The following is a 19,536-nucleotide window of genomic DNA, read 5'->3' as shown; positions in this document are numbered from 1 at the left end:
CCCTGATACTGGGGGATGTGTGAGGCAAGTCACCATAAAAAAGTCGTATGTTGAATAATATTTTCAACTAGGTTATCAATCTGTAATTAGAAGATTGTTCTTTTGCACATTATGGAGTGGCTATGCGTGTTGTCATACTGGGAAGTGGTGTCGTTGGCGTAACCAGCGCCTGGTATTTAAGTCAGGCAGGACATGAGGTTACCGTTATCGATCGTGAATCCGGCCCTGCGCTTGAAACCAGTGCGGCGAATGCCGGTCAAATCTCTCCGGGGTATGCGGCGCCGTGGGCAGCCCCTGGCGTACCGCTGAAGGCGATCAAATGGATGTTCCAGCGCCATGCGCCGCTGGCCATCAGCCTTGACGGCACGCCGTTCCAGCTGAAGTGGATGTGGCAGATGCTGCGCAACTGCGATACCCGCCACTACATGGAAAACAAAGGGCGCATGGTGCGCCTGGCGGAATACAGCCGTGACTGTCTTAAGACCCTGCGCGCGTCGACCGGCATTGAGTACGAAGGCCGTCAGGGCGGCACGCTGCAGCTGTTCCGCACCGCGCAACAGTATGAAAACGCCACCCGCGATATCGCCGTGCTGGAAGATGCCGGCGTACCTTACCAGCTGCTGGAGGCCAGCCAGCTGGGGCAGGTGGAGCCTGCCCTGGCGGAAGTGGCGCATAAACTGACGGGCGGCCTGCGTCTTCCTAATGACGAAACCGGCGACTGTCAGCTCTTTACCCAGCGTCTGGCGCACATGTGCGAGCAGGCGGGGGTGAATTTCCGCTTTAACACCGCTGTCGACAAGCTGCTGTCGGAAGGGGAAAAAATTTACGGCGTGAAGTGTGGCGACGAGGTGATCAAAGCGGATGCCTACGTGATGGCGTTTGGCTCGTACTCTACCGCCATGCTGAAAGGCATTCTCGATATTCCTGTTTATCCGCTGAAGGGCTACTCGCTGACCATTCCGGTGAAAGAAGAGAGCGGCGCCCCGGTATCAACCATCCTGGATGAAACCTACAAAATCGCCATTACCCGCTTCGATAACCGCATCCGCGTGGGCGGCATGGCGGAAATTGTTGGCTTCAACACCGACCTCCTGCAGCCGCGTCGTGAAACGCTGGAGATGGTGGTGGGGGACCTGTTCCCGCGCGGGGGCTTTGTTGAGCAGGCGACATTCTGGACCGGTCTGCGTCCGATGACCCCGGACGGTACGCCGATTGTTGGCCGTACGCCGTTTAAAAATTTGTGGACCAATACCGGACACGGCACGCTGGGCTGGACGATGGCCTGCGGATCCGGTCAGCTGCTGAGCGACCTGATTTCCGGGCGCACGCCAGCCATTCCATTTGACGATTTAAGTGCGGCGCGCTATCAATCAGGGTTCACGCCATCGCGTCCACAGCATCTGCACGGCGCGCATAACTAAGGAGTTGTCATGTCCCGTCCTGTTCTGGCTCAGCTGGATCTGCAGGCCCTGAAGGAAAACCTGCAAATTGTTCGCCGGGCAGCACCTGGTTCGCGCGTCTGGTCGGTAGTCAAAGCGAATGCCTACGGCCACGGTATTGACCGTATCTGGAGCGCGCTCAGCGCCACCGACGGTTTTGCGTTGCTCAATCTGGAAGAGGCTATCCTGCTGCGCGAACGCGGCTGGAAAGGGCCGATTTTGCTGCTGGAAGGGTTCTTCCACCCCGAGGATCTGCCATTGCTGGATAAGTATCGTCTGACCACCAGCGTTCACAGCAACTGGCAGATTAAAGCGATTCAGGATGCAAAACTCCACGCGCCGCTGGATATCTATCTCAAGGTAAACAGCGGCATGAACCGTCTGGGCTTTCAGCCTGAGCGGGTGCATACGGTCTGGCAACAGCTGCGCGCCCTGAAAAATGTGGGCGAAATGACGCTGATGGCGCACTTTGCCGATGCGGAAAAACCGGACGGCATTGCCGATGCCATGGTCCGCATTGAGCAGGCGGCAGAAGGGCTGGACTGTCCGCGCTCGCTGTCGAACTCTGCGGCGACGCTTTGGCATCCCGAAGCGCATTATAACTGGGTGCGTCCGGGGATCGTTCTGTATGGTGCATCCCCGTCCGGTCAATGGCAGGATATCGCCAACAGCGGCCTGAAGCCGGTGATGTCCCTGCGCAGTGAGATTATCGGCGTGCAGACGCTGAAGGCGGGCGACACGGTGGGCTATGGCAGCCGCTACCGGGCGCAGGGCGAACAGCGAATTGGTATTGTGGCAGGCGGGTATGCCGACGGCTATCCGCGCATCGCGCCAACCGGTACGCCTGTCTGGGTGGACGGCGTCCGTACGGGCACGGTGGGGACCGTGTCAATGGATATGCTCGCGGTTGACCTCACGCCGTGTCCGCAGGCGGGCATCGGTTCACCGGTTGAGCTGTGGGGCAATGAAGTCAAAATTGATGACGTGGCCGCGGCGGCGGGAACGGTGGGGTATGAATTGATGTGCGCCCTGGCGCCGAGAGTGCCAGTTGTGACGGTGTAACGTGTTCTTATGCCGGGTAAGGCGCAGCCGCCACCCGGCATAAACCCGCTACTCTGCGTCCTCTTCCATCGGCCGCAAACCGACTTTCCGCACCGCGTTATCTTCTTTTTCGGCAACGGTCCAGATCATCCCGGCAAATTCCACCTGATCGCCGACGACCGGCGCAGCGCCAAGTCGTTGCTGGATGATTTCGCCCAGCGTTTGCTGGTTATCACCGTCTTCAGCACCTTCATCCAGACCGTAAATCAGCGCCACATCCGCAAATTTGGCGCTGGCTTCCAGAATAAAATCGCCGAAGAAACGCTGGTCCAGCGCCACCGGAGGCGACTGGCTGAACAACTTGCCCAGCGCGGGCAGATCGCGCTCGCGGCCAATCACGCACAAAATATCCCCTTCGCGAAGCCGGGTGCTGCCGGTAGGGTGTTGCAGGACATTATCGCGAAACAGCGCGGCAATCCGCGTTTCGGCCGGCATGTGCAAATCGCGCAGCGATGCCCCTACGCACCACTTGTCGGCGCTCAGTTGATAGACGAACTGTTCCCACGGGTTCTCCGGATGAATATCGAGCCCCACGCGGGACACCGGCCAGCCCACAGGCGGGACCACTACTTTGGCTTTTTTCGCCGCCCATCCGAGCGACGTCCCCTGGAACAGCAGTGAAATCAGCACCACGAAGAACGCCACGTTAAAGAACAGTCTTGCGTTATCCAGCCCGGCCATCATCGGGAAGACGGCAAGGATGATCGGCACCGCGCCACGCAGGCCCACCCAGCTGATAAAGACACGCTCGCGCAGGTTGAAGCCGCGAAACGGCAGCAGACCGGCAAACACCGACAGCGGACGGGCGAAGAAGATCATCCACGCGGACAGCAGCAGCGCCGGAATGGCAATCGGCAGCAGATCCGAGGGCGTAACCAGCAGGCCCAGCACCAGGAACATGCCGATTTGTGCCAGCCAGGCAAGACCGTCGAAGTTTTGCAAAATAGCGTGACGGTTGCGGATAGGGCGGTTACCCATCAGGAATCCGCAGAGGTAGACCGCGAGAATACCGCTGCCGTCCAGAGCGGTGGTCACGGCAAAAATCAGGATCCCGCCGCTCAGCGCCAGCAGTGGGTACAGCCCCGAGGGGAGCGAGATGCGGTTAATCATCTGCTGTAACAGGTATCCCCCCGCCAGACCTATCAGTATCCCCAGGCCGAACTGCTGCAGGATATGCCACGCAAACATCCAGCTCAGCCCGGTCTCGTGCTGCTGAATCATCTCGATCAGCGTGATGGTCAGGAACACCGCCATCGGGTCGTTACTGCCGGATTCAATCTCAAGCGTTGAGCCGACACGTTCGTTAAGCCCTTTTCCACCGAGCAGGGAAAACACGGCTGCCGCGTCGGTTGAGCCGACAATCGCGCCAATCAGCAAACCTTCCATGATATTCAGATGGAAAAGCCACGCAGCCATCATCCCGGTGAGGCCAGAGGTAATTAACACGCCGACCGTGGCAAGTGAAAGCGCAGGCCCCAGGGCCACGCGGAAGGAGCTCGCCTGCGTACGCATGCCGCCGTCAAGCAGGATCACCGCCAGGGCGAGGTTACTCACCATGTAGGCAAAAGGGTAGTTATCGAATGGGATACCGCCGATGCCATCAATGCCAGCCAGCATGCCGATAGCAAGGAAAATAACAAGAATAGGTATGCCGAGACGCGATGAAAATGAACTTAATAAAATACTGCTGGTTACAAGGACAGAACCCAAAATGAAAAGGCTGATTATCGCTGCGGCATCCAATGTTCTCTTACTCCCACCTCAATGTTAACGCTGTTACTAAAACCCTAACATATTAACGTCGGTAACAGCGTTTTATTAAGGCGGTTTAACGGATTTTTTACCCCTTTATGACCGGATGGCCGCTGATGGCGAGCTGGCTTCCGCCATCATCATGCTTCAGCCTGGCGTGCGCCCCCAGCGCAAGAGTGACGGTTTGCTGCTCATGGCCGAAATCCAGCCCGGTGATGACGGGAATGTCCAGCCGGGAGCGGATGAAATCGACCATGGTTTCCAGCGAGTAGCCCGCGTCATAGTCATTGGGGGCAGCGCCGCTAAAGCTGCCCAGCACAATCGCGGACTGACGCGCAAGAATACCGGCATGATAAAGCTGCAATAGCATGCGCTCGACGCGGAACGGATGTTCGTTGATATCTTCCAGCACCAGAATGCCGTCTTCGATGTCCGGCATCCACGGCGTGCCGATGAGCGAGACCAGCATCGCCAGGTTTCCGCCCCAGAGCTGACCTTCACACTCCCAGTGCGGTCCGTTGCCTTGCCACTCCACGCTGTAGGCAGGATTACGCAGCGCGCGCCAGAAATGTTCCACGGTAAACGCATCCAGCTCCGGCGCGCCGAAGTTACCGGCCAGCATGGGGCCGCTAAACGTGATGATATTGTGCAGGGCCAGAAGACCTAGCTGGATGACGGTGAAATCGCTGTGGCCGCAAATCAGCAGCGGATCCTGCTGCTGACGCTGCGCCAGACCCTGCCAGTCAATGCTCTCCAGCAGCCTGCTCGCCCCGTAGCCGCCGCGCACGGCAAGGACGATGCGATCCTTACCCTTCAGACTCACCAGGCTATTGATATCATTCAGCCTCTGCGCTTCCGTTCCGGCAAAACGCTGCTGGCGGCGGGGGATAATTGTCTGATTTTCTACCTGATGGCCAGATTCCAGTAAGCGCTGAACGCCCCGCTGTGCCGCGTCCTGGTTAATGCAGTAGCCCGACGGCGCGATGAGATGAAACTGAGACATGGCAATTCCTTGCTGAATGAGAAACTAATTGTCTATATCATGCCGCGTATACGCTGCCTGCTTCAAGGGCGGCGCACCGCGATGACCGGCTATAAGGATAGATGACGTGAAATTGAGATGGTTTGCTTTTTTGATTGTGCTGCTGGCTGGCTGTAGTTCAAAACATGATTATCAAAACCCGCCCTGGAACCCGGAAGTGCCGGTGAAACGGGCTATGCAGTGGATGCCAATCAGTGAACAAGCCGGGAAGGCCTGGGGCGTGAGCCCGCGTCTGATCACCGCGATTATTGCGGTTGAGTCTGGCGGGAATCCTACGCTCGTCAGCAAATCCAACGCGGTGGGGCTGATGCAGCTTAAGGCTTCAACGGCGGGAAGAGAGGTCTACCGCTATATGGGCTGGAGCGGACAGCCGTCGACCAGCGAGCTGAAGAACCCGGAACGCAACATTTCCATGGGTACCGCGTATCTGAGCATTCTGGAACATGGCGTGCTGAAGGGCATCGAGGATCCGGAAGTGATGCAATACGCGCTGGTGGTCTCATACGTGAACGGTGCGGGGGCGCTGCTCAGAACTTTCTCCTCTGACCGCAAAGAGGCGATAGACGAGATCAACGGCATGGACAAAGATGAGTTCGTCGAGCATGTCGCGAAGAATCATCCGGCACCACAGGCGCCTCGTTATATCTGGAAAGTACAGAAAGCGATGGATGCCATGTAATGCCGCAAACGGGCGGCGGTTGCGCTGCCCGATTTTTTCACAGGACTTTATTTGCACGTTCCCGTGCTTCACGCTCCAGCGAGTAGATAATACGCTGCAGCTCGCGTTCAGCGCCTGGCCCGACGTTCAGGAAACGGAAGCTCAGACGCGGCGTGGTAATCGTTTCGTTTTTGCTGTCCACCACCGTGCGCTCGCTGATGGCAATCAGCTGTGCATCGAAATAAAAGCGACCCCAGCCGCCCATATCGAGCTCAATTTGGGTAAAACGCATGCCTTCTACCAGTCCGTCCGGTTTCGCTGAATCCAGCAACGCACCCATTCCGCCCAGCGACAGGTCAAAGAGACGGAAACGAAGCTCTTTTTTGTCCGGCATTTTGGCCTTACAAAAATAGGCAGGGTGAAGCGGGGCGCTGATGCGGAAGTATTCACGACGCTGGACAAACCAGAGGTTGCCCGGAAGAGGGGTCACAAAAGCGGGAAGTCCCTGATATTCGCTCAGTTCCAGTCGCGGCAGGACAAACTCCACTTTGGCTCCATGGGTTTCGGCCATCACCGCAATATGTTCCGCTCTGAGCGCAGCGCGGTTTTCATACTCCTGGCTGCCCAGGTCTACAATCAGTCGCTCCTGCGAAACGTCAAGGATCTTGCTGATAAACTGATTATTTGACCAGCTGATGCGCAACGGCACTTCGCCTTTTTGCAGGTCGCGTAATACCCCTAATACAGCCAGCGGATTTTGCTTGAGGAACTGCTCACTGTAATGACTCACGCCGGATGGCTCCTTGATTAATGACAGACTGTCTGAGCGTTATCGGCAATCCACACTCAAACTTAATACAAACCGGTGAGTTTTTTTTATTGCTGCACGCAAGATAAGTCGGTGAGAGGAAAATGATTTTATGCTGATGACCTATACTTACCTTAGCTGCGCAGAAGGTTTTCTGCACATGCGTTAAACCTGAAAGAGGGCATCGCTATGGGTATCATCGCCTGGATTATCTTTGGTCTTATCGCTGGCGCTATCGCTAAACTCATCATGCCGGGAAACGATGGCGGCGGCTTCATTTTGACCTGTGTTCTCGGGGTTGTTGGTGCGGTTGTGGGCGGCTGGCTGGCGACGATGTTTGGCTTTGGAGGCAACATCAGTGGTTTTGACATGCACAGTTTCCTCGTTGCTGTCGTCGGCGCCATTGTTGTGCTGGGCATATTCAGGTTACTGCGACGAGCCTAAAATGACATAGCGGCTCTCTGCGGAGGGCCGTTTTTTTTTGCCTGAATCTTGATTTGTTAATCGAAATGATAATAATTGTCGTTCCGTATTGCATCTAACAACAAGACGACATTATGAACTCCTCACGTTTTACGTTATGCGCTCTGGCCGGTGCCGTCACGCTGGCATTGCAGGTCCAGGCTTTCGCCGAAGAATCTACCATCGTCGTCACGGGCTCAGAGCAGGGCAGCGCGCTGCCGGCCTGGACGAACAGCGCTACGAAATCGGCCGTTGCCGAAAGTAAAACGCCCCAGGTCATCAATACGCTTTCTGCCCAGGAAATTGAAAAGCGTCATGCGAACTCCGTGAATGAAATCCTGCGCTATGCCCCGGGCGTCTCAACCGAAGTGCGCGGTAATACCTCCTACATGAGCGAATACAAAATTCGTGGCTTTACCGTCGATCAGGAGTTCTATAACGGATTGCAGTTGCCCTATAACGTCACCGGCAATACCAAGGCTCGTATCGATCCGCTGTTGATTGACAGCGTCGATATCCTGAAAGGGCCTTCATCGGTGCTTTACGGCGGTGGTTCGCCGGGCGGGCTGGTGAATATTCAAAGTAAAAAACCGCAGCGGGAAGCGCGCACGGAGGTCGGTTTTAATACCGGTAACCGCAACCTGAAAGAGGGCTATCTCGACTCAACCGGGCAGATAGCCGACAGCGACTGGAATTACCGTCTGCTGAGCAAGGCGACGGAGAATGACGATCAGCCGCACACCACCCGGTATGAAAATTACCTGGTCGCCCCGTCCGTCACCTGGCAGCCCGACAGCAAAACCCGTCTCACGCTGGATGCGCTGGCGCAAAACTCCCCGAGCCTGACGCCGTCAAATCCGCTCCCGCTGTCTTATCTGCGCTCGAAATATGCCGATCGCCGTGATTACGCCGGAGATGAATGGAGTGGGTTTAAGCAGCGCCAGTGGATGCTGGGCTATAGCTTTGAACACGAGTTTGACAGCGGCTGGGGCTTTAACCAGAAAGCGCGCTATTTTGACGTCGATACCCACCAGCGCAGCGTCTATGCGACAGGCACGGGGAGTGAGGTTTATCAGCTCAACCGCTTTGCTTACACCACCGATGAAGATCTTAAGAGCTTCAACATCGACAACCAGGTGACGAAAACCGTTGCGCTGGGTGAATGGCAGCACCATCTGCTGGCCGGGTTTGACTATCAGAAGATGAACTCGCATTTCCACTACCGTTACGCGTCGGCCACGCCAGGCATGGACATGCGCGATCCTGACTATAAGCAAATCAGCGAAGGCGCACTGGGGCTCTACACCGCCCAGAAGAATCGCCTCAGCTATCAGCAGAACGGTTACTACCTGCAGGATCAGGTGGAATTCGGTGGCTTAAATCTGTTGGGTAGCCTGCGCTACGACGATTACCGCTCCGTCACCACCGATTACCTGAAAAACGGGGATAAAGCCTGGGTATCGCAGGACCGCGTCACCAAACGTCTGGGCGCGCTTTACGCCTTCGATAACGGTATTTCACCGTTTATCAGTTATTCCGAAGGTTTTGCGCCGGTGTCACCGCAGGGAACGCTCACGGCAAAAGACGTCAAACCGACCACCAGCAAGCAGGTGGAAGGCGGGGTAAAATATCTGCTGGCTGAATACGCCACCACCTTTACCGCCTCGGTGTTTAACATCCGGCAGAAAAACGTTGTCACCTCCGATCCGGGCTTCCTGAATTATCGTCAGACCGGGGAAGTGGAATCCAAAGGGGCAGAGCTCTCCGCCATTAGCCGTCCGACGGACAACCTGACGCTGATTGCCAACTATGCCTACACCCATGCGATCAATACCGAAGATGATAAATACCAGGGTAAACGTCCAACTCAGGTGCCGGAGAACGCTTTCAATCTGTGGGGGGACTACACTTTCGAGAGTACGCCGCTGAAAGGGCTGATGCTGGGGGCTGGGGCACGCTACACCGGTCCGATGGAAATTTCACCGGCTAACGATGCGGGTAAACTGGGCGGCACCACGCAGTACGATCTGGCGGCCTCGTACCGGATGGGCGAAATCATGCCTTCGCTGGCGGGACTGACGCTTAAGGCGAGTATGCAGAACATCACCAATAAAGAGACGCTGACCTGCTACGACGCAACCAACTGCTGGATTGGGCGTGACAGGACGTATCAGCTAGGGGCGAGCTACAGCTTCTGACTGCCCGGTGGCGCTGCGCTTACCGGGCCTGCAAACCCAACGCAGGCCCGGTAAGACGTAGCCGCCACCCGGCAATACCCACTTACTGCGCCGTCGCTTTCACCGGCGCCGCCTCGTCATTCGCCGCAGGCTGATTTTCCGGTACGCTGTCACACGGTTTCTCTTTCGGACAGACCAGATCCAGCATTTTCAGCGTCACGCCATTACTCCAGCCGAACCCATCCTGCAGCGGGTACTCGCCACCGCCGCCGCCCGTACCGGTTGTTGATACGTCATATTTCTCCACCAGTTTCTTCTCGCGGTCGTAAGTGTGCTGCACGTTCTTCAGGAAGCGCCAGGTGACATCCATCGCCACCTTATTCTGCCCGTAATTCTGCAACCCTTCCGTCGCCACCCACTGCAGCGGAGCCCAGCCGTTTGGCGCATCCCACTGCTGTCCGCTGTTGATCGTGGTGGTGGTTATGCCGCCCGGTTTCAACAGACGCGCGGAGGTCGCCGCGGCAACTTTATCGGCACGCTCCTGCGACGCCGCCTTCACGTAGAGCGGAAAGAGAGCGGCCGCGGTAAGCTGATTACGCACCTTCTTACTCTTGAGGTCGTAATCGGCATACCAGCCCTCTTTATCATTCCACAGGTGGTTCTCAATGGCTTTCTGACGCGCGGTCGCCAGCGCCTCGTATTTACTCGCCGCGGCGCTGTCGCCTGCCTCCTGGCTTGCCCGCGCGAGCAGTTTTTCCATTTTAAACATCAGCGCGTTCAGATCGACGGGCACGATGCTGGTGGTGCGGATCGTGCCGAGTTTTTGCGGATCGTCCATCCAGCGGGAGCTAAAGTCCCAGCCCGAAGCCGCTGCGGAGCGCAAATCACGGTAGATCTCAGTCGCGGGTCGGTTAGGATTGTTTTTGGCGGTATTGACGTCGTCAAGCCAGGACTCGGGGCGCGGAGTATCGCGGTCATCCCAGTAGCGGTTGAGCACCGAACCGTCATCCAGCTTCACCACGCGCTGGTTAGCTTGCCCTGGCTGAAGAGAATCGACGCCCTCCATCCAGTAGGCGTACTCTTTTTCCATTTGCGGGCGATATTTCTTTAGCGCATCGCTGTCGTGCGTCGCCAGCAGTTCCACCATCATGGAGAAGAACGGCGGCTGGGAGCGGCTCAGGTAGTAGCTGCGGTTGCCGTTGGGGATATGTCCAAAGGTATCAATCTCCCAGGCGAAGTTATCCACCATATCGCTGATTTTGTCCCAGTGGCCGCTTTCCGCGAGACCCAGCATGGTGAAATAGCTGTCCCAGTAGTAGACCTCGCGGAAGCGTCCGCCGGGCACAACGTAAGGCTTTGGTAACGGCAGCAGGGAATCCCATTTATTACTGGCTTTATCGGTGGTACGCGTCAGTACGGGCCAGAGGTCGTCAATATGCTCGCGTAAACTTTGTCCTGCGGGTGGAACATACTTTTCGCCTTCCGCAGGCAGCGTGAAGTTCATCTCTACAAAGTGGCGCAGATCAAAGCTGGACTGGGTGTGCTGCATCCGGTAATCCGCCAGGATCATCAGCGGATCGCTTTTGGGGACGGCATCAGCGAAGGTTTTCTGATCGGGAAACAGTTTGGCACTTTGCACATCATTAAAGAGAGGGCCAAGTAAAATATCGGGGGAATTTTTCTGAAACGCAGGCTGTTCATCAGCATAACTCAATGTCGTCGCACCGAGCAGCGCGCCTCCCAGCGCGAGGTGCAAAAGAGCAGGGCGTAAAGTGCGAGGTCTTATCATCTGTTCGTCTCCTGTATTCGCTCAGCAGCGTGACCGCTGTTATCAATCACCTGAAAACCTTAGACGAATATCGACCGCTTCGCGTGTTCAATATCCCATTTTGCGCAGAACCAGACAATTTACCGCTTCGCCCGTCCGGTCCGGCCGGGAGGAATTAGTTGTGCAAATGAAATTAAAAGAATTATGTCTTTAAATAATCATATATATTGCACGTTAAAATATACATAAACCTAATGAAATAAGAATGTGAAGCGGGTGGTCTTTCTTCTCTTCATTACCGCAAGTTTTCTCTGTGCCGATCACACAAGTTAAAAATCATAATTACGTTGTGAAAAAACATAATAGCACCGTTGAGGGTATTTGGTGGAAATGGCTGTGCTCGATATTTGGGTATTCACTTTTATAATCAGGATGGATTCTATGCAATTAAAGAAAACGGTAATTCTGATAAGCGCATTCTATTCCGGCGCACTTTTGGCGGCACAACCCTCAATGAACGTGGAAGAAAAGCTGGCGCAACTGGAAGCGCAAATTCAGGAGCTTAAACAGCAGCAGGCCGCCGCGACGCAGGCTGCGCCAGCCGTTGTGGTGCAGTCGGAAGAGCCGGTGAGCAAAACCGCTCCGCCAAAACTGACGCTCTCAGGGTTTGGTGATATTAAATTTTACGGTGATGTGGAATTTAATATGGATGCCGCCAGTAAAACGGGTAGCCTCACGTCTGTTAAGCAAAGTGCTAATAGTGACTGGGCGCCGGGCGATAAAGAACGCTGGGATATTAACGGACGTATTTTATTAGGCTTTGATGGTTATCGTAAAATGGATAACGGCAATTTTGCCGGGTTCTCCGTCCAGCCGCTCGGCGACCTCGCCGGGCAAATGTACCTGGATGATGCGGTATTCTTCTTTGGCACTGAGAATGACTGGGAAATAAAAGTCGGACGCTTTGAGGCCTATGACATGTTCCCGCTCAACCAGGATACGTTTGTGGAATACTCCGGGAATACCGCAGACGATCTCTACAGCGACGGCTACGGCTATATCTATATGCTGAAGGAGGGGCGTGGGCGAACCGACAGCGGGGGCAACTTCCTGATGAACAAGACGCTGGATAACTGGTATTTTGAGCTGAATACCCTGTTTAAAGACGGCAGCGATTTGTATGTCGACCAGCGTTATCACGGTGCAGAACTTGAGAACGACAAAAATGTGGCCTACGTGCGCCCGGTCATCTCGTGGCAGAATGGGCCGTTTTCCAGCGCGGTTGCCATGGAGACCAACCTGGTCAACAACGCTTATGGCTATCGCGACGATGCCGGGCGCTGGGTAGACCAGTCAGAGAGAACGGGCTACGGGTTCACGATGACCTGGGACGGGCTCAAAACCGATCCGGAAAACGGAGTGGTCATGAATCTCAACACGGCTTATCTGGACGCGACGGGCGAAACCGACTTTACCTCAGCTATTAATGCCCTCTGGCGAAATTTTGAGTTGGGTTACATCTATGCCCATAACGAAATCGACGAGTTTAATACCTCAACGTTTGACGCAGAGTGTGAAAACGACTGCTGGATAACCGACCCGGGCGAGTATGACATCCATACTATTCATACCTCGTACCTGATCCCGAACGTCATGAAGATGAAAAACTTCAACATCTATCTGGGCGCGTATGCGTCATGGGTCAATGCCTCCCCGAAAGAGGGTGACAATAAAAATGACGATCGCTACGGTGGTCGCGTGCGCTTTAAATACTATTTCTGATGTCCTGTCAGTCGGTCAGACCTCTTCCGGGGTCTGGCTGACTTCCCGAAGCGTGCCCGGCGCATGGCCGATGATGCGCTTAAATGCCCGGCTAAACGCCGCCAGAGACCCGTAACCGAGCCGCAGCGCGACGGTTTCAATCGGTTGATTTTCATGGCGAATATACTGAATAGCCAGTCGCATTCTGAGCTCGCTGAGATATTTTGCCGGCGTCGTCCCCGTCGCCGCCAGAAACCGTTCAGCGAACACGGAGCGGGAGGTGCCCGCTTCTTTCGCCAGATCCGCCACGCTCAAGTTCAGGCCCGGCTGCTGGTGCATGGCGTAGATGGCCCGGCTCAGACGCGGATCGCGTAAGACCTGCACCCAGCCCGTCGCTTTACCACAGCCTGCTTCAACCCAGCCCCGAACAATCAATGCCGCCACCACGTCAGCCAGACGGGCGAGGATCCCGGCAAACCCGACCTGACGCGTCATTGACTCGCGCTCCATCGCGGCCAGTAGCGGATGAATTTCCGGCCAGGTGGACATCAACCGGCTGACCATCATCACTTCCGGCATCGCTTTGATCAGCGGCTGCATGCCGCCCAGCTCAAAATCCATACACCCGCTAAAGATGATGGTGTTTTCGCTCTCCGGGCAGGGCTCACAGGTAATGGCACAGACCGAACTACAGATGGGCTCGCTGGGGAAAGCGTTGACTGGAGTGATGGTTGCCTTGTCGTCAGAGAGCAGGGCATGGGCATTACCGCCAGGAATAAACAGCGCATCGCCGCTGCTCAGTTCGAAGGTTGCACCGCTGTCCATTCGCAGCAGGGCGTTGCCGTGGCTCACAAAATGGAACTGCGCCTTGCCCGGTGCCTGATGGAACGCGACGCCAAACGGTGCACTGGCTTCAATCCGGCGGTATTTCACCCCCGACAGACGCATGCCGCGTAAAAGTTCGCTGATCAAATCGGGTGACTGTGCGGTCATGGCGTAACTCCGGACGAATAATCAATAAGTGGAGATTATATGTCATAGATCGTCCAGGGTGAACCCTCTATGCTTTTGCGACAGTTGTCACACTTTTATAACGGGAGATCAACAGATGAATGCATGTGTCGAGGCGAGAGAGGCCGTCGCGCCTGCCAAACCCGCCTGGCGAGCCGTCTATTCACTGGGGCTGGGGGTTTTTGGTTTGATAACGGCGGAGTTCCTGCCTGCCAGTTTGCTGACGCCGATGGCCGCGAGCCTGGGCGTCAGTGAGGGGATGGCCGGGCAGGCCGTGACCGCCACTGCGCTGGTGGCGTTAGTCACCGGACTGCTGATCACCCCGGCGACCCGGAAAATCGATCGTCGCTGGGTATTGATGTTTTTCTCCGTGCTGCAAATTATCTCCAGCCTGCTGGTAGCCTTTGCGCCCACTCTGCACGTTCTGCTGATGGGGCGTCTGCTGTTAGGGGTTGCCATCGGTGGGTTCTGGGCGATGTCGACGGCCACAACAATGCGTCTGGTTCCGGCGGACAAAGTGCCGAAAGCGCTGGCGGTGATCTTCTCCAGCGTGTCGATCGCCACCGTGGTCGCGGCCCCGCTGGGGAGCTATCTGGGAAGCCTGATCGGCTGGCGCAACGTCTTTATTCTCTGCATTCTGCCGAGCATGCTGGCGCTGCTGTGGCAGATCTGGGTGCTGCCGTCCATGAAACCAGAGAGTAGCGGTAGCCTTGGCACATTGTTCAGCGTGCTGCGCCGTCCTGGCATGATTGGCGGCATGCTGGCGACCATTCTGATCTTTAGCGGCCATTTCGCCTTCTTTACCTACCTGCGCCCGTTCCTTGAAACCGTCGGACAGGCAAATGTTGAAACCATTTCGCTGATCCTGCTGGGCTTCGGGCTTGCCAACTTTGTCGGCACCTCCATTGCCGGGCATCTGCTGGCCCGTAATCTGCGCCTGACGCTGGCCCTCGTGCCGTTCGGCATGGGCATACTTGCGCTGATGATGGTGGCGTTTGGTCATCTGGCGATGCTGGACGGATTACTGGTGGCGCTGTGGGGCTTTGCGTTCGGTCTGGTGCCGGTGGGCTGGTCAACCTGGCTTGCCACCACCGTTCCGGATGAAGCGGAAAGTGCCGGAGGGCTGCTGGTGGCGTCCATTCAGCTGGCGATTAGCGCTGGCGCGGCCGGGGGCGGGGTGGTGTTTGACCTCAACGGGGCCAGCGGCGTGTTTGCCGGAAGTGGTTTCCTGCTGGTGACGGCGATGGTCATTGTATTTATGGGCGTGAAGGTCAAAGCGGCGTGATATTATGCCGGGTGGGTGCTTATCCCACCCGGCTTGAGGCTTACAGCCCTTTTTTATCCATCAGCACCGCCAGGTCCACCAGGCGGTTGGAGAATCCCCACTCGTTGTCATACCACGCCAGGATCTTCACCATGTTCCCGCCAATCACCAGCGTGGAAAGCCCGTCGATAATGGAGGAGCGCGGATCGCCCTGATAATCGCTGGAAACCAGCGGTTCATCGCTATACCCCAGAATGCCTTTCAGTGGCCCACTGGCTGCCGCACTGCGGAATGCGTCATTCACCTCTTCGGCAGTCACGTTACGGCTCAGGGTGACCGTCAAATCGACGATCGATACCACCGGAACCGGCACGCGCAGGGAATACCCGGTCAGCTTACCGTCCAGAGAGGGGATGACTTTGCCGAGCGCTTTTGCCGCGCCGCTGGAGTAGGGCACAATCGACAGCGCAGCCGCGCGTGCACCGCGCAGATCTTTTTCCGGCTGATCGTGCAGCGCCTGGCTGTTGGTATAGGCATGCGTGGTATTCATCAGGCCATGCTCAATCCCGAACTGCTGATGCAGTACCTGCGCGGCCGGAGCCAGACCGTTCGTGGTACAACTCCCGTTACTCACGACAACGTGCTGAGCCGGGTCATAGCGATCGTGGTTCACGCCCATGACGACGGTCAGATCGTCGTTCTTGCCGGGCGCGGAGATGATGACGCGCTTTGCACCACCGTGCGTGACGTGCACCGCCGCTTTTTCCCGCTCGGTAAAGAAGCCGGTGGCTTCAATTACCACATCCACGCCAGCTTCACGCCACGGAATATTTGCCGGATCGCGTTCGCTAAACACCACGATCCGCTGGCCATCAACCTGCAATGCGCCGTCAGCCGCTTCAACCGGTGCGGGCAATTTACCCAGAAGGGAATCATGTTTCAGCAGGTGGGCGAGGGTTTTGCTGTCCGTCAGATCGTTAATGGCCACAATCTGAAGATCCGGGTTACCCAGCGCTGCGCGCAGGAAATTACGTCCGATACGGCCGAAACCGTTAATACCGACCTTAACCATGGTGCACTCCTTATCTCTGTTGTCTGGAGTCACTGTAGGCGTCAGGCCGATTGGCGTAAACGACAAAAAAGGATCAGATTACGCCATCCTGCGACAGTGGAAGCGCTGGCGGTACTCGCCCGGGGTAAGGTGGAGCTGTTTCTCAAACACGCGGCGCAGGTTAATGCTGGTGCCAAACCCGCTTTGCTCAGCAATGCGCTCAAGGGAATCACGGGTTTGCTCAAGCAGCTGTCTGGCGGCGGCCAGGCGCGCTTCGGTTACGTAGCGGGCAGGTGGAACGCCTGCGTCCCGGGTAAAGACCCGGGTGAAATTGCGCGGGCTCATCGCCGCTTTCTCGGCCAGATTTTCTACGCACAGGTCGGCAGTGAGGTTCTGTAGTATCCAGGCCTGCAGGTCGCTTATTGGCCCGGACGCGCCGGACGGCTGAAGGCTATAGCGGCTAAACTGCAGCTGACCGCCGGGCCGGCGCAGGTACATCACCATATCCTGCGCCACGTCGCGGGCGAGGGTGAAACCATAGTCATCCTCCACCAGCGCAAGAGTGAGATCAAACCCCGAGCTCACGCCGCCGGAGGTCCAGACGGGACCATCCTGAATATACAGTGGACCGCCTTCGACGCGGATAGCCGGATACTGGGTTTGCATGGTCTCCAGCAACCGCCAGTGGGTGGTTGCGCGACGACCATCCAGCAGGCCGCTCTGGGCCAGCAGCATCGCGCCGCCGCAAATGGAGGCTATCCGCCGGGCATGCGGCGCAGCAAGGTGCAGCCAGTCCACCACCGCCGTGCTCTCCTGCTCGTTCATCCCGCGTCCGGTGATGATAATGGTGTCCAGCGGTTCACGCGGATCCAGTTCAGGCAGACGATAATCCGCCAGCAGATTCAGGCCGGACTGACCGTGGATCACCTGGTGCGGCTGCGTGGTGGCGATAATAATGCGGTAGCGGGGGTGCGCAAGCCCTTCCGGGTGCAGCCGGTTAGCCTGCATCAGAATGTCGGCGATACCGGCGGCTTCAAACAGCATGCCGCCGTCAGGGACGATAATTAAGATCTTCTTCATGTCCTGAAAAGTACCTTTATCACAGAATAAGTCAAGCCGAGCGTGGGCCTCTGTTTCTGGCAAAGCAAAGCGATTTAAGTTCTTTGTCATTTCAGACGTTATCCCCGATCGTCAGGGTAGTGTCTCTGGCGAAACGGCGTCTGAAGGAATGGGTAAACGAAGATCTCTCTATTTGCATCCGCAACAGCGCGATCGCATCCACCATCTTGCATCAGGATTTCTGTGGCGAAGCGAATTGCCCACATGGCTGCTGATCCTGACGATTTACGCTGGCTGGTTTACCACGCTGACGTTCTGGCAAACGCTCGGCCTGCTGCCCGCCACGCTGCTGCTTATCTGGTTTACCGCCTGGTACATGTCCCTGCAGCATGAGTTGATCCACGGGCATCCCACGCGTTTTGCCTGGCTTAACCAGCTGTTTGGCACGCTCCCGCTGGCGGTCTGGTATCCCTATGGCCTGTACCGGGATTCCCATCTGGCGCATCATCGTCACGACAGTCTGACCATCCCGGTGGATGACCCGGAGTCGTACTATTTTACAGAGGCGAGCTGGGCGCGCTTTTCCCCCTGGCAGAAGCGCATGATCCAGGCCCGCAATACCTTCTGCGGGCGGATAGTGCTGGCACCGCTGCTGGATATTTTGCAGACGCTGGGGATCGCCGTGGCGGCCTTTCGTCAGCGTCAACGGCGGGCGATGGCGATGTGGCTGGTTCACATTGTGCTTCTGGCGGCGCTTTTCACCTGGATGACGCATACCGGCTTTTCACCCGTCTGGTTTGTGCTGGCGGTAAGCTATCCGGCGCTGGCGCTGACCAAGGTCCGTTCCTTTTACGAACATCGCGCGGCGGACGATCCGCTGGCGCGTTCCGTCATTAACGAGGCTGGGCTATTCTGGCGGGTACTGTTTTTAAATCTCAACTACCATTCCATTCACCACGATTTACCGGGCGTTCCCTGGTATGGGTTACAGACGATCTACCACCAAAACCGCGAGGCGTACCGGCAGCGTAACCACGGTTTTGTAGTCAGGGGCTATGGCGAATGGCTACGCCAGTTCTCGACCCGGCCAGTGGCGGTCACCGTTCACCCCGGAAAACAAGAGGAAAGATATGAGTAACCTGCTGGCGTTTCCCATGTATGCCGTGGATCGCGCCGACACTCGCGCGCTCTGGCTGGCGGTACAACAACGTCTGGCCGACCGGGGCGTGTACGTTGAGCGTGTCCCCCGCTGGCCCGAATCGGACCTGCTGAACCACTGGCAGCAGCCGGCGCTGATTCTCAGCCAGACCTGCGGCTACCCGCTGGTCACGCAGCTCCCGGAGGTGCAGGTGGTGGGCTGTTTTCATTACACGGCAGCGGGATGCGAAGGGAGCCACTACCGCAGCTTTCTGGTGACGCGCTCGGAGGATCGGCCTCTTACGCTGGCGGATTTTCGCGGACGCCGGGCGGTCTGTAATTCTCCTGACTCGCAGTCCGGCTATCACGCGCTGCGAAAAAAAGTGGCACCGTGGGTGACCCGCGCCCCTTTCTTTTCGCAAACGTCATTCAGCGGCAGCCACCGTCAGTCGCTGATTGACGTCAAACGTGGGAAGGGTGATATCGCCGCTATCGACTGTGTCACCTGGGCACTCCTGCAGCGTCATGAGCCGGAAGCGTTGGCGGGTCTGACGGTGATTGACCAAACTCCGCTAACGCCGGGCCTGCCCTTAATCACGTCGCCTCATACACCTCCTGACACGCTTAACGCCATCCGCGATGCGCTTCACGCGCTGGTAACCGTCCCGGAGCACCAGGCGGTCTGTGATGCAGTGTTGATAAACAATTTCAGCGAAGCGGAAAGGAAAGTATATATGAAAGCATTCAGTTAACTAATGGGAATGCACTTTAAATTGCTATGAATCAATGAGTTAGAAGGTTTTGGGGGCCAAAGTAAAAACACTAAAAAAAGAGGCAATATTTGATTTCATTTTTCAATGATTGGTAAAATATTTTGTTACAAATATCAAAGTTATATTGTTTTGGCCAAGATGATGGCATACAATAATCTAGTCTTTAGCGTAAACGAGTTACAATGTCGGGTGTTTAGCCAGACTCTAATTTATTGAACGAGTTACACGTGCGATGTGTTCGCATCCCAAACTCGTTGCCTCGTTTGGGATGCG

Annotated in this window: 15 protein-coding genes and 2 pseudogenes; 10 read left to right on the top strand and 7 right to left on the bottom strand. The window is 56.5% G+C overall.

The window, feature by feature from the left end:
• The first annotated feature begins 122 nt into the window (after positions 1-122).
• The 3 genes and pseudogenes from ACOTYN_RS11980 to ACOTYN_RS11970 form a co-directional block, all read left to right on the top strand.
• On the top strand, positions 123-1,421 hold the full coding sequence (locus ACOTYN_RS11980; protein WP_032636225.1) for a D-amino acid dehydrogenase: 1,299 nt from the start codon (positions 123-125) through the stop codon (positions 1,419-1,421).
• A 9-nt stretch (positions 1,422-1,430) separates the two neighbouring features.
• Positions 1,431-2,501, top strand: a complete 1,071-nt coding sequence (dadX, locus tag ACOTYN_RS11975; protein ID WP_014884256.1) for a catabolic alanine racemase DadX — start codon at positions 1,431-1,433, stop codon at positions 2,499-2,501.
• A 9-nt stretch (positions 2,502-2,510) separates the two neighbouring features.
• Positions 2,511-2,612 (top strand): annotated as a pseudogene (locus ACOTYN_RS11970) (hypothetical protein); the annotation flags it as partial.
• On the opposite strand, the pseudogene ACOTYN_RS11965 reads toward ACOTYN_RS11970, so the two are convergent.
• Together ACOTYN_RS11965 and ldcA are read right to left on the bottom strand one after the other, a co-directional pair.
• Positions 2,568-4,283 (bottom strand): annotated as a pseudogene (locus ACOTYN_RS11965) (potassium/proton antiporter); the annotation flags it as partial. The pseudogenes ACOTYN_RS11970 and ACOTYN_RS11965 overlap by 45 nt on opposite strands.
• A gap of 97 nt (positions 4,284-4,380) precedes the next feature.
• A complete protein-coding gene (gene ldcA / locus ACOTYN_RS11960) occupies positions 4,381-5,295 on the bottom strand; it encodes a muramoyltetrapeptide carboxypeptidase (RefSeq protein WP_332956949.1) in 915 nt (304 codons plus the stop codon).
• Positions 5,296-5,401: 106 nt separating this feature from the next.
• Here ldcA and emtA point away from each other — a divergent pair, with 106 nt between their 5' ends.
• On the top strand, positions 5,402-6,013 hold the full coding sequence (gene emtA / locus ACOTYN_RS11955; protein WP_014884253.1) for a membrane-bound lytic murein transglycosylase EmtA: 612 nt from the start codon (positions 5,402-5,404) through the stop codon (positions 6,011-6,013).
• Positions 6,014-6,050: 37 nt separating this feature from the next.
• Here emtA and ycgR read toward each other — a convergent pair whose 3' ends face one another.
• The gene (gene ycgR / locus ACOTYN_RS11950; RefSeq protein ID WP_014884252.1) at positions 6,051-6,782 is read right to left on the bottom strand and encodes a flagellar brake protein YcgR; all 732 of its coding nucleotides are present in this window, start codon (positions 6,780-6,782) and stop codon (positions 6,051-6,053) included.
• Between the two features lie 207 nt (positions 6,783-6,989).
• Here ycgR and ACOTYN_RS11945 point away from each other — a divergent pair, with 207 nt between their 5' ends.
• Together ACOTYN_RS11945 and ACOTYN_RS11940 are read left to right on the top strand one after the other, a co-directional pair.
• Positions 6,990-7,244 (top strand): GlsB/YeaQ/YmgE family stress response membrane protein, encoded by a 255-nt coding sequence (locus ACOTYN_RS11945; RefSeq protein WP_014884251.1) that lies wholly within the window; start codon positions 6,990-6,992, stop codon positions 7,242-7,244.
• A 113-nt stretch (positions 7,245-7,357) separates the two neighbouring features.
• Positions 7,358-9,460, top strand: coding sequence for a TonB-dependent siderophore receptor (locus tag ACOTYN_RS11940; RefSeq protein ID WP_332956951.1), 2,103 nt, complete (start codon positions 7,358-7,360; stop codon positions 9,458-9,460).
• Between the two features lie 82 nt (positions 9,461-9,542).
• Here ACOTYN_RS11940 and ACOTYN_RS11935 read toward each other — a convergent pair whose 3' ends face one another.
• Complete coding sequence (locus ACOTYN_RS11935; RefSeq protein ID WP_179120947.1) at positions 9,543-11,228, bottom strand: alpha,alpha-trehalase; 1,686 nt, start codon at positions 11,226-11,228, stop codon at positions 9,543-9,545.
• A gap of 420 nt (positions 11,229-11,648) precedes the next feature.
• Between ACOTYN_RS11935 and ACOTYN_RS11930 the strand changes: the two genes are divergently transcribed.
• Positions 11,649-12,989, top strand: a complete 1,341-nt coding sequence (locus ACOTYN_RS11930) for a carbohydrate porin (RefSeq protein WP_023330623.1) — start codon at positions 11,649-11,651, stop codon at positions 12,987-12,989.
• Between the two features lie 15 nt (positions 12,990-13,004).
• Here the strand turns inward: ACOTYN_RS11930 and ACOTYN_RS11925 are convergent, their stop codons facing one another.
• Complete coding sequence (locus tag ACOTYN_RS11925; RefSeq protein ID WP_332956954.1) at positions 13,005-13,961, bottom strand: AraC family transcriptional regulator; 957 nt, start codon at positions 13,959-13,961, stop codon at positions 13,005-13,007.
• 115 nt (positions 13,962-14,076) lie between these two features.
• On the opposite strand from ACOTYN_RS11925, the gene ACOTYN_RS11920 reads away from it, so the two are divergent.
• Complete coding sequence (locus ACOTYN_RS11920) at positions 14,077-15,264, top strand: MFS transporter (protein ID WP_332956957.1); 1,188 nt, start codon at positions 14,077-14,079, stop codon at positions 15,262-15,264.
• A 40-nt stretch (positions 15,265-15,304) separates the two neighbouring features.
• Here ACOTYN_RS11920 and gap read toward each other — a convergent pair whose 3' ends face one another.
• Both gap and ACOTYN_RS11910 read right to left on the bottom strand, forming a co-directional pair.
• Positions 15,305-16,315 (bottom strand): type I glyceraldehyde-3-phosphate dehydrogenase, encoded by a 1,011-nt coding sequence (gene gap / locus ACOTYN_RS11915; RefSeq protein WP_047344664.1) that lies wholly within the window; start codon positions 16,313-16,315, stop codon positions 15,305-15,307.
• 78 nt (positions 16,316-16,393) lie between these two features.
• On the bottom strand, positions 16,394-17,374 hold the full coding sequence (locus tag ACOTYN_RS11910; protein WP_023330620.1) for a GlxA family transcriptional regulator: 981 nt from the start codon (positions 17,372-17,374) through the stop codon (positions 16,394-16,396).
• A gap of 148 nt (positions 17,375-17,522) precedes the next feature.
• Between ACOTYN_RS11910 and ACOTYN_RS11905 the strand changes: the two genes are divergently transcribed.
• Together ACOTYN_RS11905 and ACOTYN_RS11900 are read left to right on the top strand one after the other, a co-directional pair.
• Positions 17,523-18,491, top strand: a complete 969-nt coding sequence (locus ACOTYN_RS11905) for a fatty acid desaturase (RefSeq protein WP_332956961.1) — start codon at positions 17,523-17,525, stop codon at positions 18,489-18,491.
• Positions 18,484-19,242 (top strand): phosphate/phosphite/phosphonate ABC transporter substrate-binding protein, encoded by a 759-nt coding sequence (locus ACOTYN_RS11900; RefSeq protein ID WP_332956963.1) that lies wholly within the window; start codon positions 18,484-18,486, stop codon positions 19,240-19,242. The genes ACOTYN_RS11905 and ACOTYN_RS11900 overlap by 8 nt, the downstream gene beginning before the upstream one ends.
• Positions 19,243-19,536 lie beyond the last annotated feature (294 nt).

The organism is Enterobacter cloacae complex sp. IR5458, from assembly GCF_049238025.1.
Taxonomy (GTDB): domain Bacteria; phylum Pseudomonadota; class Gammaproteobacteria; order Enterobacterales; family Enterobacteriaceae; genus Enterobacter; species Enterobacter kobei.
The sequence above is the reverse complement of the archived record's forward strand: the minus strand, read 5'-3'. Positions and strand labels throughout refer to the sequence as shown.

Excerpts from the sequence above, each read along its gene's own strand:
- ACOTYN_RS11935 (WP_179120947.1), bottom strand. The coding sequence starts at position 11,228 with ATGATAAGACCTCGCACTTTACGCCCTGCTCTTTTGCACCTCGCGCTG.
- ACOTYN_RS11905 (WP_332956961.1), top strand. The coding sequence starts at position 17,523 with ATGGGTAAACGAAGATCTCTCTATTTGCATCCGCAACAGCGCGATCGC.
- gap (WP_047344664.1), bottom strand. The coding sequence starts at position 16,315 with ATGGTTAAGGTCGGTATTAACGGTTTCGGCCGTATCGGACGTAATTTC.
- ACOTYN_RS11910 (WP_023330620.1), bottom strand. The coding sequence starts at position 17,374 with ATGAAGAAGATCTTAATTATCGTCCCTGACGGCGGCATGCTGTTTGAA.
- ACOTYN_RS11920 (WP_332956957.1), top strand. The coding sequence starts at position 14,077 with ATGAATGCATGTGTCGAGGCGAGAGAGGCCGTCGCGCCTGCCAAACCC.
- ACOTYN_RS11980 (WP_032636225.1), top strand. The coding sequence starts at position 123 with ATGCGTGTTGTCATACTGGGAAGTGGTGTCGTTGGCGTAACCAGCGCC.
- dadX (WP_014884256.1), top strand. The coding sequence starts at position 1,431 with ATGTCCCGTCCTGTTCTGGCTCAGCTGGATCTGCAGGCCCTGAAGGAA.
- ACOTYN_RS11900 (WP_332956963.1), top strand. The coding sequence starts at position 18,484 with ATGAGTAACCTGCTGGCGTTTCCCATGTATGCCGTGGATCGCGCCGAC.
- ACOTYN_RS11945 (WP_014884251.1), top strand. The coding sequence starts at position 6,990 with ATGGGTATCATCGCCTGGATTATCTTTGGTCTTATCGCTGGCGCTATC.
- ACOTYN_RS11940 (WP_332956951.1), top strand. The coding sequence starts at position 7,358 with ATGAACTCCTCACGTTTTACGTTATGCGCTCTGGCCGGTGCCGTCACG.
- ACOTYN_RS11930 (WP_023330623.1), top strand. The coding sequence starts at position 11,649 with ATGCAATTAAAGAAAACGGTAATTCTGATAAGCGCATTCTATTCCGGC.
- ldcA (WP_332956949.1), bottom strand. The coding sequence starts at position 5,295 with ATGTCTCAGTTTCATCTCATCGCGCCGTCGGGCTACTGCATTAACCAG.
- ACOTYN_RS11925 (WP_332956954.1), bottom strand. The coding sequence starts at position 13,961 with ATGACCGCACAGTCACCCGATTTGATCAGCGAACTTTTACGCGGCATG.